The organism is Campylobacter sp. IFREMER_LSEM_CL1890 (genome assembly GCF_025772045.1).
Lineage (GTDB): Bacteria > Campylobacterota > Campylobacteria > Campylobacterales > Campylobacteraceae > Campylobacter_D > Campylobacter_D lari_D.
In genome coordinates, this window is the sequence record NZ_JAKMRK010000020.1 from 1 (window position 1) to 13,154 (window position 13,154).

Below are 13,154 nucleotides of genomic sequence, written 5' to 3' on the forward strand. Positions count from 1 at the left end.
CACTTAGAAAATACACTCTAGTAGCTAAATCTTTAAAAGCTTTAGAGTGGATTAGACCTTGACAAGCTTTAGATTTTGAAGTGCTTGCAAATTCACTTTGACTAAAAGCATTTAAAGCCTCATCTAATTGAGTTTTTATGCTTTGATTTTTAGGATCTTTCAAAGCTTGATTTTTTAAATCTGCTATATTTTGGACTTTGCTTTTTTGAGCATTATCTACCATAAGTGCTAAAAGCAAAACACTTTCTTTATCTACAAAAAGCACTTTAAAACATTGCTCATCATTTCCTACACTAAAATCAAGTTCTTTGGTGGAATTTTGCAAATTTGATAAGTCTTCATTTTTTATATTTGTTACATTGCTCATTAAAGCTATATTTGAAAGACTTTCATTTTTTAATATATAAGCACTTATATCATTAATAAAAATTTTTAAATTTCCCAAAGCTTGAACTACACTTGCCTCATCTTTACTTGTGCTAAATTTTGGCAGAGCAACCGCAGCTAAAACTCCAAGTATAATTACTACAAACACAAGCTCTATAATAGTAAAAGCTTTTTTCATAATATGCCTTGTAAGTTTTTTACCTTAGGCTTTATAAGATCATCTTCTATATTTACAAATTCTTTACGCTCATAAGCCTCACAAGCTGCCCTTGCTATCATCAAAGCATTATCCGAACAATACTCAAGCGGAGCTAGCAAAAGCTCACATTGATAACTTTGACATAAATGCTCTATTTGACTTCTTAAGCTTAAATTTGCACTAGCTCCGCCTACTATACCAAAGCGTTTAAATTTATACTCTTTAAAAATTTTTTCTAACTTGTTTAAAATATGAGCTATGGCTGCTTTTTGAAATGCAAAGGCAATTTTACTTTTACGCTCCAAACTTAATTCTTCTTTTAAAATTTCCAAACGCACTTGGTTTTTAAGTCCTGAAAAACTATAAGCTAAATCTTTAGAATGAAGCAAGGGTATGCTAAATTCTAAATCATTTTCTTTTACATTTTTAGCTAAATTTTCTATGATAGCTCCGCCAGGATAGCCAAGATCCATCATTTTTGCTACTTTATCAAAGCTTTCTCCAAAACTATCATCGGTTGTTCTTGCTAATTCTGTGATTTTACCTTGCTCATTAATAAAAAGCACCATAGTATGCCCACCACTTACAAGCAATACACCCATATCAAAATTAGCTTTTTTATCTAAAAACATAGAATAAATATGCCCTTTTAGATGATTAATCGCAATGAGCGGTAAATTTAAACTAATAGCAAGCATTTTAGCCATAGCTACCCCACCTATCAAACTCACACTAAGGCCAGGTTCATTTGTAACTGCTATGGCACAAAGTTTATCAAAGTATTTTTGGCATCTTTTTAAAATCTTAGGTAAAGCTTCACTATGTAATCTTGCGGCAAGCTCGGGCACCACCCCTCCATAAGCACTATGGGCATTTTCTTGAGAAATTTTTGTATGAAAGATACACTCAAAGCTATTTTTATTAATGATAGCAATAGAACTATCATCACAAGAACTTTCTATGGCAAGAATCAAATCTCTCATTGAAATTCCACTAAAATCATACCGATAAATTTGTCTTTTTGTTCTGCTTTTTCTATGGCTTTTGCAGGTATATTTGCTTTTTTAATTTCTTTAAAATTAGTCTTTCTTTCTAAAACTTGATCGGCTAAATTTGCATTCTTTAGCTCATAAAATTCTACTCTGTAAATTTTTCTTTTTTTATCCAAAGAATAACGGCTCTGCATTTGATTTTTGCTTATAACAATATCACTTTCATCAACACCTCTATCAAAACCTATAACATTAACTCTTACACCTGCTATAGAAGGTATTTTAAAATTATCTTTTACCATAATTTTTTGAGCAAAATTTGTTTGTATATTTTTTCCATCTACTATCACTTCAACACTATCTAGAGCATTTGAAAATTCAAAATATTCAGGATACAATCTTGTTTGCAAGCGATTGCCATAATTGATTGAATATGAGTTAGCATTGGAAATTACTGCAGTAATCTCATTACTTGCTTCATAATTTAAAGCTTGATTAATAGGAAAAGGTAAAAAATTTATAGCACTAGCAGGTTTATCAAGATAAAGTAAAATTTTATCATTAAAAAGTTTTACCTCTAAAGGCTTTTCAATAGCTCTATAAACTCCATTTGGAGTTAAATCGAAAGTTCTTTGAAATTCTATATTTGCCTTTTTTAGATAATACTCCACCGCCAAAAGATGATAATATACTCTTAAATGCGTTGGTAAATTTTTGCTCGCTTCATTAGCAAAGGCTGCTTTGTGATTTGACACCACAAAATAAGTTAAAGCCTTTAGCATATCTTTATCATTGCTTTCTTGGGTTTTAGTGTTTTTTAGATGATATTGATGTTCTTCTTTAACTAAAGCTTTATTGATATTTTCCACTGCCTCTTTAGCAATATTTTCCAAATCTGCATATTTAGTAGAATTTATCTCACTTTGATCAATAATACTAGTATTGCCCCAGCGATTTGGATTTTTATCTTTGCTTTCATATTGAGGTCTATAAAATCCACTTCCATCGTGCAAATTTATAACCATATTTACCTCAGGTTCCAAAATAAGCTTTTTTATGCGCTCTATAGTGTGAAAATCAGGATCGTTTTCATCTATATGGGCAAATTTTCTATTTAAATCTCCAAAATTTCCTCTATTTCTAGCAATAATACTTTCAAAAGCTAAATTTGGTGCGACAATAATTTTACCTTTAGTGATATTATAATCACTCAAAAGCAAACTAGCTGCATGAAACCCACCTGGCTCGTCTCCTTGTATACCTCCAAGGATTAAAACCGTATTATTATCATTTAAACTTTTTCCATTTTCTTTAACGCTAAACTCTAAAGCAAAAACCACATTTATAAAAATCAAAATACTTAAAAAATATCTCACTTCATTTCCTTATCTAAATAAAGCCTAACTTGCTTATCATACTCAAAAACATCTTCAATTTGGTTAATCTTTGGCACACCAAAATAATCCAATGCTTTAAAAATACCCTTGGCTATGTCTAAAAACTGCGCTTTTTGGGCTAAAAATTGATACACCATATATTCATTTGCACTATTTATAATCACACCCAAGTCAGGCTTTTTCAAAAGCTCATCTTTAAGTGAAAATATAGGATATTTTTTTAAACTAATTTTTTCAAATTTTAAACTTGGCATAGCTAACAAATCCAAATTTTCTATAAAGCTTTGATCATGCTCATCTAAAATCGCTTGAGCTATAGACAAACGCATATTTGCATGAGAAAAATATGCACTCATACCACCATCTTTAAATTCACATAAAGCATGCACTAAAGACTTTCTTTCTATCAAAGCATCTATTTGTTTAATACCATAAAGATGATAAGCTTCGATGATTTCAAAAAGTTTATTACACATGCTAGCACTATCTATGGTGATCTTAGCTCCCATGCTCCAATTGGGGTGCCTAAGGGCTTCTTTTACGCTAACATTTTTTAAATCTTTGATTTTATAATTATAAAAGGCCCCGCCACTTGCTGTGATAAAAAGTTTTTTAATATCTTTTCTTTTATCTATCAAGCACTTTAGTGCTGCATGTTCGCTATCTATGGCCTTAATCTTAGAAGTGTCAAAAAATTTCCCTGCTACTACTAAGCTTTCTTTGTTTGCCAAGGCTAAAATTTTACCAAGCTTTTGCACCATAAGACTTGAACTTAAGCCTGCAAAACCTACTATAGCATTTACCACTAAAGAACTTTTGCACTCAGCTATCATCGCTTTTAAACCCTCTTGACCACAAAAAATCCTATCATGATCAACTAAGGTTTTATCTTTTTCATCTTGTATACATACAAATTTAGGCTTAAAAAGAGCTATTTGCTCATTTAAAAGCTTGATATTTTTACCACAAGATAAGGCTTCTATGTTTATGTTTTTTTCTTTAGCAATAAAAAGAGTATTAACTCCTATACTTCCCGTGCTTCCAAGTACGATCATACTAAAGTTGCCATTGCAAATGCTGCAATGATAACAGCATCAATTCTATCTAAAACTCCCCCATGCCCTGGGATTAAATTACCACTATCTTTAATACCTGCTTGTCTTTTAAAATAACTCTCAAGTAAATCCCCTATCACAGCAAAAATAGCTACAATTAAAGATATATAAATACTTTTTACCAAGCTAAATTCAAAAGAGCCTATGATGGTTCCTAAAATCCCCGCACAAACAATGCCACCTACAACACCTTCTAAGGTTTTATTTGGACTTGTTAGAGAAAAAGCTCTCTCGCCAATTAGTTTTCCTATAAAATACGCCCCACTATCGCAAGCAACGACAATCACTATAAGCCAAAATAATACAAACATACCCTCATAACTTAATACTTGATAAAGCATTAAAATAGGCAAAGTAGGATATATATAAGGCATAAGTTCATTTAAATTTTCACTTTTTTTATAAACTAAATATCCTAAAATCAAAATCAAAGCCAAGAGGCCTATAAAGAAAGGTTTATCTAAAAATGCTCCTATTGCAAAAACACACAAAGCCACAAAAACACTTGCATGTTTGCTTTTAAACATAGTTTTTGCTTCATTAAATGCCAAAAACAATAAAACACCAAAAATCGCAAAATTAATCAAAAAATTATCCACCAAAGCAACAACAGCTATCACAGCTATCATCACAATAGCACTAAGAATTCTTGTCTTTGAAAACATTTTTATCCTTTCTATATACTTAAATCAAGCAAATGAGAACTTTTTTTAACTACTTCTTGCCCCTCTTGTTCATCTTCATCTTCTTGCTCTTGTTCTTGATGATGTTTAGAATGCTTTTTTTCTTCCTCTTGCCTTTCTTTTACTTCATCACTTACTTCATGAGTTTGATTAACTTTTTCAAGTTTTTCAACCGCCTTTTCTTTTGCTTGAAATTCACTCATATTTACCAAAGTTGCAAAAGAATCTTTTGCCAATTCATTACTAGCTTGTGCTGAATGTACTGGTGCATTTTGGTTAGCAAAATGAATACCACCTATGGGACTTATAGGCATACTTACTCCTTTAAAACGCTTAAAGTCTTATAATTTGTATAATTTACAAAAGCCTTTTCTTTTATTTTTACAAAATTCTTACTAGTATAATCGACCAAATAAACTCCAGAACTTAGCTTGGAAAATTCCACACAAAGCTTTGCTGCAAATTCTAGCACTAATTGACTTATTTTTAATTTATTTGAAGTAATGATCACATGTGCACTAGGATAATCTTTTACATGCAGCCAAATATCATCTTTTTTAGCTATTTTTAATAAATACTCATTAGCTTTTTCATTGCGTCCTACGCTGATTTTAAACTCATCAAAATAAAAGCTACTAACCCCTGCATTTAGTTCCTCTTTTTTTGTTTTTTTCGTTTTTTTAGGCATTAAAACTTCTAATTCTCTCAAAGAGGTGCTTTTAGCAATTAAGTCTTTTAAATTTATTAGAAAATCAAGTTTTTCACTTAAAATTTCTCTTTCTATATTGATATTTTTAGCCTTTTGTTTTAGCTTTTTAGCCATTTTATAAAATTCATTCGCACTGTTTTTAGGAGTATCTTCGAGCTTAAAAGCAAGCTCATTTGCATTAAAATCTTGTAAAATAAATTCTCTTTGATAATCTTTTAAAGAATTTAAATTAGCAAACAAAACATCTGCTTTTTGGCTTAATTCTTGAGCTTTTTTTAATAAATTACTTTCTTGCTCTAAATTTTCTATACTCTCTTTAAGAGTAAAGATTTTTTTATCTATATTTAAAAGTTTATTTTCTTTTATATCTTTTAGGCGATCTTGCTGTAACTTTTTAGCACTTTCTTTAAAATACACATTAAAATCATCAATCTTTACAAATTCTTCTTTGATCTCATAAGCTTTTAAAGCTTGGAGTTTTTCGCCTATTTTTACAACGCGGTAGCTTTTATCTATATGACGCAAAGCTTCTATAATAATATCATCAGTGTCTGTGATGATTACATTAGTGTTTTTTCCTGTAAATTCAAAATAAATCTTAGCCCCATAAGCTTTATAAGATTTTTCCGATAAAACTTCAAAAGATAAAATTCTATTATTTTCTAATACTTCTAAATTTAAAATCTTTGCGTTAGAGAAGTATTTTTTTAGCATAAAATCAAAAGGTGCATTATAGACTTTTGCTTGGAGTTTATCTTGGTAAATTCCACTTTTTCCACGCGTTAAGTCTAGTATAAAAGCTTGATGGTCTAAGCTAAGCTCTAAGATATTATCATCAAGGCGTTTGAGATAATTTAGTCTTTGAAATTGTTTAAAATAATCTTTTATTTGTATTAAATCTGTATATTTCATAAATGTATTATAAAATATTTTGATGAATTTATGAGGTTTTTATGAGTGAAAAAATTCCCTATCCTTGTGTGATTTTATGTGGTGGAAAATCTTCGCGTATGGGAGAAGATAAAAGCTTATTACAAGTAGATAATAAAAACTTAACTCTTTATCAATATGAAAAAATGTCAAGGATTTTTAATCAAGTTTTTATTAGCAGCAAAAAAGATAAATTTCATCAAAAAAACTTAGCACTTATTTTAGATGAGGATTTAAACAACTACTCTCCACTCATTGCCTTAAATTCCATACTTAAACATTTTAAAAATACCTATGTATTTATCCTTAGCGTGGATACTCCAAACATAAACAAAGAAAGTTTTTACAATCTTTTTGATCATCTAAAATCACAAAATATACTCTTAGCAAGCACAAAAAAACACAAGCATTATTTATGTGGATTTTATCATAGTAGGAATTTTGAAAAAACTTTGCAATTTTTACAAGAAAACAATCACAAATTAGCCCTTTTTTGTGATACAATGAAAGCAGAATTTATAGAATTTGAAGATGATAATGAGTTTATAAATTTAAATTATTTTAAAGAATATAAAAAGTGGCTTCATGAAAAAGACAATTCTACCCATAGTATGTGCTTTTAGTGCTTTAGCAAATGAGGATTTATTCAATCAAGCCTTAGAATATGAAAATCAAGGTAAGTACAAAAAAGCTATGCAAATTTATAAAAGCTTAGCTTTAAAAGAAAAACAAAAAGAAGCAAGTTTAGAAAAGTCTTTTAATTTTGAGCAAAATACATCCAAAGAGAAAAAATTAGATGATATTAATCCAAAAAATGAAGCTTTAGCAAACTACCTTGGCACAGAAAAATCATACAATCCCTTTGGTATTAGCACGCATAATCTTAGCTATTTTATGCCTGTTTCTTATAGTTTTAGCAAGAGAGATTATAAAAGCACTGAAACTAAATTTCAAGTAAGCCTTAAAAAAACTCTTTTTGAAAATCTTTTGGGTTTAAATGAAAGTTATAACATAGGCTATACACAAATTTCATGGTGGCAACTTTATAAACATTCTGCTCCTTTTAGAGAAACAAACTATTTACCTGAATTTTTTATCAACTTTCCTATAAGCGGATATGGTGCTTTTGAGAATTTAAAAGATGTACGCATAGGCTTATTACATGAATCTAACGGGCAAAATGATCCAAAATCAAGATCATGGAATAGAATTTATCTAAGCAATGCATGGTTTTTTGGCGATTTTATGTTCATACCTAGAGTTTGGCTAAGAATTCCTGAAAAAAGTTCAGAAGATGATAATCCTGACATAGAAAAATATTTAGGTAATTTTGATATTAATCTTGCTTATACCCAAGATGATTATTTTATCAATATATTGTGGCGTAATAATTTAAATTTTGCTAATAACCGCGGTGCAGTAGAAATAAGCGGAGCTTATAAAATTTCTAACAATGGCTTATATATTTACACTCAGTATTTTAACGGATACGGTGAGAGTCTTATTGAGTATAATAAATCTTCAAGCAGACTTTCAAGTGGAATATTGTTAATGTATTAAAATGGAAAAATTTTGCTTTATTAAGTTTATTATTAATAATGAAAAGTCTTTTAAAAGATTGTGCGATTTGTTTAATTATATCAAAATCTTAAAAGATGAGAATTTACAAATAGAAGATTTATACACAGATAAAAGTATATATAATTTTTACAGCAAAAAAGAATTAGAATATTTCTCAAGCAAAGATTGTTGGGAGTTTGATGATATTTTTGACTGCATAGGAAATGGAGAATACTATTTTCACTCCATAGAAAAAATAGAGGAAAATATCGCCAAATTATATTTTTACCCCATTTCTTTTCCTTATGGTGGAGTTGAACCTATAATCGAGTTTATAAAATCATTTCAAATGAAAATTCTTACAATTGATTGTGGTTATATGGAAGAATTTGAATATTAAAAGCCTTTTTAGACTTTTAATATTTTAAATTAAGAAAAATGCTATAACACTACCCAAGATAAGCAAAGAGCCATTAAAGCATAAAAAGGTTGGTATACAAGTATCTTTTATATGATCACCTTGCTTATCTGCATTAAGCCCTACACTCACTCCCAAAGTCGTTTCACTAGCAGGTGATCCTGCATCGCCCAAAGCTCCAGCAACACCGATGATAAAAATAATTGCAGCAGGTGAAAAACCAAGTTCTATACATATAGGACAAAATAAGGCGGCGATGATAGGAATAGTACCAAAAGAACTGCCTATACCTATAGTGATTAAAAGACCTATAGCTAGCATAATAAAAATAGCTAAAAAGTGACTTTGCTCCATAAAAGGCACGCTTGTTTTTACAAGCTCAGCTATACCTCCACTTTGTTTTAAAACCTCTCCATATCCTGAAGCAACAAGCATTACAAAAGCTATATAACCCATGATTTTAAGCCCATCATCAAAAACTAAATTAACTTTGTTATACTCTACTCCACCCAAAATCACCATCAATACAAAACCTAAAAGCCCTGATAAAGGTAAATTGTGCGTTAAAATTTGTAAAATCAAAGTCAATCCAAGGCCAGCTAAAACTCCCCATTCTTTTTTACTCATTTTTAGATTTTCAAAATCCATTTTGGCAATTTGTTCTTCTTGATATTCTCTTGGCTTAGCATAAAACACAAACACAGCCAAAAATAAACCAACTAACATACAAATAGCCGCAAAAGCCATAGTTTGAGAAACTTCTCCTAGACTAATTTGCACCCCATTTGAATTTAAATTATCCACAAGCAAAGTTTGAAAAATAAGCCCAAAACCTAAAGGCACCACCATATAAGGTGTGGTAAGTCCAAATGTTAGCGCACAAGCTATAGCTCTACGATCTATTTTTAATTTATTAAAAAGTTTCAACAAAGGTGGAATTAACAAAGGTACAAAAGCTACATGGATAGGGATTAAATTTTGCGAAAAACAAGCAATAAGTGCCAAAGAAAGTATAAGTAAGTATTTTTTATGTGAAATATAATGCGAAACTATTTTAATCAAATATGCTGTTAGATTAGTTTTTGATATAGCAGCGGCTACCGCTCCAAGCAAAATATAACTTAGTGCTGTTTGCAAATTCCCTTGCATACCATCGATTAAAACTTTCATAGAATCCATCATTGCTTGCGGAAGTTGGGTAAAAAAATCCACCAAACTTAAATGCTCCATATGCATAAATTTAGACCAAATGCCTACAAAAAGTCCAGAAAGCAAAACACTAAGCAAAACATTAAACCTAAAAAAACACAAAAGCGTCATTAACAAAACGCCTATAAATACCGGATTAATTAAAAGCATTACATTCCTTAAATCAAAATAATTGCACATTTTAAATAATTTTCTTTAAAATACTATTTAAGTTTAAAAAATTTAAGCAAAAATTGCAAAATAAAAGCATAAAATGATAGTTTTTACTTTAAAAAAGGATACAAATGAGAAGTGACGCGATCAAAAAAGGACACTTAAAAGCACCAAATCGCTCTTTACTTAGAGCATGTGGCTTAAATGATGAAGATTTTAATAAGCCTTTTATAGGTGTGGCAAATAGCTATATAGATATCATCCCGGGACATTTTTTCTTAAATGAATATGCAAAAATCATTAAAGATGAAATCCGAAAAAATGGCTGTATTCCTTTTGAATTTAACACCATAGGTGTTGATGATGGTATAGCTATGGGGCATGATGGTATGCTTTATTCTTTACCAAGTCGTGAAATCATCGCAAACTCTATTGAAACAGTGATGAATGCACACCAACTTGATGCACTAATTTGTATCCCAAATTGTGATAAAATTACTCCAGGTATGCTCATGGGGGCTTTAAGAGTTAATGTGCCGACTATTTTCGTTAGTGGTGGACCTATGAAAGCAGGAGTAAATAAACATGGAGAAAAAATCAGTCTAAGTTCTGTTTTTGAAGCAGTGGGAGCTTATGAGGCTAAAAAAATCGATGAAGACGATTTAAAAGATATAGAATGCAAAGCTTGTCCTAGCGGTGGATCTTGCTCGGGTATGTTTACTGCAAATTCTATGAATACTTTATGCGAGGCTATGGGTATAGCACTAGAAGGAAATGGAACTATTTTAGCACTTAGCAAAGAAAGAGAAGAACTTTTAAGAAAAGCTGCGCGTAGAATTTGTGAAATTGCACTAGATGAGCGTTTTAAAATTCGCAATATTATTACTAAAAAGTCCATTAACAATGCTTTAGTTGTTGATATGGCTATGGGTGGAAGCTCAAATACTATCTTACATATGCTTGCTATTACTTATGAAGCAGGTGTAAATTTGGATATAAAAGAGCTCAATCACATCAGCGCTAATGTGGCCCATATAGCCAAAATCGCTCCATCTTTAAACACAATATATATGGAAGATATACACAAAGCAGGTGGAGTAAGTGCAGTAATAGCTGAAATAGCCAAAAAACCAGGCCATATTTTAGAACTTGACACTCTAGATATTAGTGGAAAAACTTTAAAAGAGCGCATTGAGAATGCTGATATTAAAGATGAAAACATCATAAGAAAAATAGACAATGCCTATTCAAATGTAGGTGGGCTTGCTATACTTTTTGGGAATTTAGCTGAGCAAGGCTGTGTGATAAAAACTGCAGGTATTATGGGCGAGCGTAAATTCAAAGGAAAAGCGGTTTGTTTTAACTCTCAAGAAGAAGCTATTAAAGGCATTATAAAAGGTAAAGTTAAAGAAGGCGATGTGTGCGTGATACGCTATGAAGGACCAAAAGGTGGACCTGGCATGCAAGAAATGCTTAGTCCGACTTCATTACTCACGGGCATGGGGCTTGGTGCTAAAGTTGCACTTATAACAGATGGTCGTTTTAGCGGAGCTACAAGAGGACTTAGCATAGGCCATATTTCTCCTGAGGCTGCAGAAGGTGGACTTATAGCGCTTTTAAAAGATGGTGATGAGATAGAAATTGATGTAGATACCTACAGCATCAATGCAAATTTAGCCCAAGATGAAATTGCTAAACGCAAAGCAAATTTTAAAATGCCTTATAAGCAAATAAATTCAAGATGGCTTAAAATGTATCAAAAGCTTGTTAGTAATGCTAGCAAAGGCGGGGTTTTAGACTTAGAATAATTTTCTTAATTTCTTAAAGAAATTAAGAAATATCTTTTTAAATGTAAAACAAAATATGAAAAATTATGTTAAAGTGGCCGGGAGAAAGGGATTCGAACCCCTGGAGGTGTGACCCTCAACGGTTTTCAAGACCGCCGCTTTCGACCACTCAGCCATCTCCCGTATAAAGAATAAAAATATCAAGTATTAACATCGCATTGGAGGCGACATCCGGATTCGAACCGGAGATCAAGGCTTTGCAGGCCCATGCCTTACCGCTTGGCTATGTCGCCTTGAGTTACCAAAAAGTGGTGCCCGAGGCCGGACTTGAACCGGCACGGAAGAAAAATTCCGAGGGATTTTAAGTCCCTTGTGTCTACCAATTCCACCACCCGGGCGGGTGATAATGGAGCGGGAAACGAGATTCGAACTCGCGACCCCAACCTTGGCAAGGTTGTGCTCTACCCCTGAGCTATTCCCGCATTAAAGTTGAAATTATATCAAACTAATCTTAAATATATATAAAAATTATTTTTATTATAAATTAATAAAAAAATTATTTTTTTATAATATAATTCCGTAAATACAATAAACTTTTTAAAATATAATGATAAAGTTAGATATAAAATTATTATATTTTAAAATATAAGGTAAAATCAAAAACAAGGAGAACACAAAAATAATGTTAAAATTGAATGTATCAGGCAAAATGACTTCAATAGTTGGACTATTAATTATCACCATATTAAGTATAGTTAGTATTTTGGGTTATTTTCAAACCAAAAACAATACTTTTGAACTCATAAAAGATGTTCAATTAAAAACAATGGATGATGTAACTCTAACTTTTAATAATTATGGTCAAAGCAAAAGAAATGCTATAAATACTTTAGCAAGCGAACTCTCTAAAGCACCATTAGATGATAGAGAACAGATTTTATCGCTTATTTCATCTTTTCAAAAAGCTTTTAATTTTCAACTAACTTTTTTTGGAATTGAAGAGTTAAATGGTGTATTTTTATCAAATGGAAAATTTTTAAATCCTGAAAATGGATTTAATTTACAAAATAGTATTTGGTATACTCAAGCAAAACAAGCAAAAACAGTTATTACAACTAATCCTTATAAATCATCAACAGATAATACCGTTACCATGACATATGCTGCACCTGTATACAAAAATGGAAAATTTATAGGTGTTGTTGGTGGCGATTATGCATTAAGTTCTTTTTCTAAAGATGTATTAGCTTTTGGTAGATCTGCTACTACTTATGCGGTAGTATACAACAATGAAGGTGAAATAATGTTTCACGAAAATCAAGATAAAATACTAACAAAAGACCAATTAGGCATAAATATATCAAAAATTATAAACACAAATCCGTCATACTATTTAGATCCAGATAATAGAGACTCTTTATTTCAAGTTCAAGATGATAAAAATACATTATATGAAGTAATGTGTAATTCTACCATAAATCAAAATTTTAAAGTTTGTACAATTACAGAAAATCGTGCTTATACAAATCCTATTAAAAAAGCCTTATCTGCTCAAATTATAGTAGGTTTAATAGCAATAGCAGTCGCTCTACTTGTGGTTAAACTTGTAATCCAA

General features: G+C 30.8%; 13 protein-coding genes and 4 tRNA genes. 5 read left to right on the top strand and 12 right to left on the bottom strand.

Features of this window, described 5'->3' with window-relative positions; translation table 11 throughout:
- From L8W57_RS07580 to L8W57_RS07610, 7 genes are all read right to left on the bottom strand, one after another.
- Positions 1 to 565 (bottom strand): type II secretion system protein (locus L8W57_RS07580; RefSeq protein ID WP_318529547.1); only part of this gene is annotated, 565 nt, incomplete at its 3' end.
- Positions 562 to 1,569, bottom strand: a complete 1,008-nt coding sequence (tsaD, locus tag L8W57_RS07585; protein WP_263661599.1) for a tRNA (adenosine(37)-N6)-threonylcarbamoyltransferase complex transferase subunit TsaD — start codon at positions 1,567 to 1,569, stop codon at positions 562 to 564. The genes L8W57_RS07580 and tsaD, both read right to left, overlap by 4 nt.
- The gene (locus tag L8W57_RS07590) at positions 1,566 to 2,954 is read right to left on the bottom strand and encodes a M99 family carboxypeptidase catalytic domain-containing protein (protein WP_263662297.1); all 1,389 of its coding nucleotides are present in this window, start codon (positions 2,952 to 2,954) and stop codon (positions 1,566 to 1,568) included. The genes tsaD and L8W57_RS07590 overlap by 4 nt, the downstream gene beginning before the upstream one ends.
- Positions 2,951 to 4,030, bottom strand: a complete 1,080-nt coding sequence (dxr, locus tag L8W57_RS07595) for a 1-deoxy-D-xylulose-5-phosphate reductoisomerase (protein ID WP_263662298.1) — start codon at positions 4,028 to 4,030, stop codon at positions 2,951 to 2,953. Before dxr ends, L8W57_RS07590 begins: the two co-directional genes overlap by 4 nt.
- Positions 4,027 to 4,755 (bottom strand): phosphatidate cytidylyltransferase, encoded by a 729-nt coding sequence (locus L8W57_RS07600; protein WP_220566711.1) that lies wholly within the window; start codon positions 4,753 to 4,755, stop codon positions 4,027 to 4,029. The genes dxr and L8W57_RS07600 overlap by 4 nt, the downstream gene beginning before the upstream one ends.
- 11 nt (positions 4,756 to 4,766) lie before the next feature.
- Complete coding sequence (locus tag L8W57_RS07605; RefSeq protein WP_133319048.1) at positions 4,767 to 5,087, bottom strand: hypothetical protein; 321 nt, start codon at positions 5,085 to 5,087, stop codon at positions 4,767 to 4,769.
- Positions 5,088 to 5,089: 2 nt separating this feature from the next.
- A complete protein-coding gene (locus tag L8W57_RS07610; RefSeq protein ID WP_220566712.1) occupies positions 5,090 to 6,394 on the bottom strand; it encodes an NFACT RNA binding domain-containing protein in 1,305 nt (434 codons plus the stop codon).
- 41 nt (positions 6,395 to 6,435) lie between these two features.
- Here L8W57_RS07610 and L8W57_RS07615 point away from each other — a divergent pair, with 41 nt between their 5' ends.
- From L8W57_RS07615 to L8W57_RS07625, 3 genes are all read left to right on the top strand, one after another.
- Positions 6,436 to 7,035, top strand: coding sequence for a molybdenum cofactor guanylyltransferase (locus L8W57_RS07615; RefSeq protein WP_220566713.1), 600 nt, complete (start codon positions 6,436 to 6,438; stop codon positions 7,033 to 7,035).
- Positions 6,998 to 7,972: a phospholipase A gene (locus L8W57_RS07620; RefSeq protein WP_263662299.1), complete on the top strand. Its 975-nt coding sequence runs from the start codon at positions 6,998 to 7,000 to the stop codon at positions 7,970 to 7,972. Before L8W57_RS07615 ends, L8W57_RS07620 begins: the two co-directional genes overlap by 38 nt.
- 67 nt (positions 7,973 to 8,039) lie before the next feature.
- Positions 8,040 to 8,372 carry a hypothetical protein gene (locus L8W57_RS07625; protein ID WP_263662300.1) on the top strand — a complete coding sequence of 111 codons (333 nt, stop codon included), beginning with the start codon at positions 8,040 to 8,042 and terminating at the stop codon, positions 8,370 to 8,372.
- Between the two features lie 24 nt (positions 8,373 to 8,396).
- Here L8W57_RS07625 and L8W57_RS07630 read toward each other — a convergent pair whose 3' ends face one another.
- On the bottom strand, positions 8,397 to 9,749 hold the full coding sequence (locus L8W57_RS07630; RefSeq protein ID WP_412175285.1) for a Na+/H+ antiporter NhaC family protein: 1,353 nt from the start codon (positions 9,747 to 9,749) through the stop codon (positions 8,397 to 8,399).
- Positions 9,750 to 9,883: 134 nt separating this feature from the next.
- Between L8W57_RS07630 and ilvD the strand changes: the two genes are divergently transcribed.
- A complete protein-coding gene (ilvD, locus tag L8W57_RS07635; RefSeq protein WP_263662302.1) occupies positions 9,884 to 11,560 on the top strand; it encodes a dihydroxy-acid dehydratase in 1,677 nt (558 codons plus the stop codon).
- A 74-nt stretch (positions 11,561 to 11,634) separates the two neighbouring features.
- Here ilvD and L8W57_RS07640 read toward each other — a convergent pair.
- The 4 genes from L8W57_RS07640 to L8W57_RS07655 form a co-directional block, all read right to left on the bottom strand.
- Positions 11,635 to 11,722 (bottom strand) — tRNA-Ser (locus tag L8W57_RS07640).
- A gap of 36 nt (positions 11,723 to 11,758) precedes the next feature.
- Positions 11,759 to 11,832, bottom strand: a tRNA-Cys gene (locus tag L8W57_RS07645).
- Between the two features lie 16 nt (positions 11,833 to 11,848).
- Positions 11,849 to 11,937, bottom strand: a tRNA-Leu gene (locus tag L8W57_RS07650).
- A 9-nt stretch (positions 11,938 to 11,946) separates the two neighbouring features.
- A tRNA-Gly gene (locus L8W57_RS07655) sits at positions 11,947 to 12,021 on the bottom strand.
- A 200-nt stretch (positions 12,022 to 12,221) separates the two neighbouring features.
- Here L8W57_RS07655 and L8W57_RS07660 point away from each other — a divergent pair.
- On the top strand, positions 12,222 to 13,154 hold a 933-nt coding region (locus L8W57_RS07660), incomplete at its 3' end, for a cache domain-containing protein (protein WP_263662303.1).

Coding starts and splice junctions, on each gene's coding strand:
- tsaD (WP_263661599.1), bottom strand. CDS start 1,569: ATGAGAGATTTGATTCTTGCCATAGAAAGTTCTTGTGATGATAGTTCT.
- dxr (WP_263662298.1), bottom strand. CDS start 4,030: ATGATCGTACTTGGAAGCACGGGAAGTATAGGAGTTAATACTCTTTTT.
- L8W57_RS07600 (WP_220566711.1), bottom strand. CDS start 4,755: ATGTTTTCAAAGACAAGAATTCTTAGTGCTATTGTGATGATAGCTGTG.
- L8W57_RS07605 (WP_133319048.1), bottom strand. CDS start 5,087: ATGCCTATAAGTCCCATAGGTGGTATTCATTTTGCTAACCAAAATGCA.
- L8W57_RS07610 (WP_220566712.1), bottom strand. CDS start 6,394: ATGAAATATACAGATTTAATACAAATAAAAGATTATTTTAAACAATTT.
- L8W57_RS07615 (WP_220566713.1), top strand. CDS start 6,436: ATGAGTGAAAAAATTCCCTATCCTTGTGTGATTTTATGTGGTGGAAAA.
- L8W57_RS07620 (WP_263662299.1), top strand. CDS start 6,998: ATGAAAAAGACAATTCTACCCATAGTATGTGCTTTTAGTGCTTTAGCA.
- L8W57_RS07630 (WP_412175285.1), bottom strand. CDS start 9,749: ATGCTTTTAATTAATCCGGTATTTATAGGCGTTTTGTTAATGACGCTT.
- ilvD (WP_263662302.1), top strand. CDS start 9,884: ATGAGAAGTGACGCGATCAAAAAAGGACACTTAAAAGCACCAAATCGC.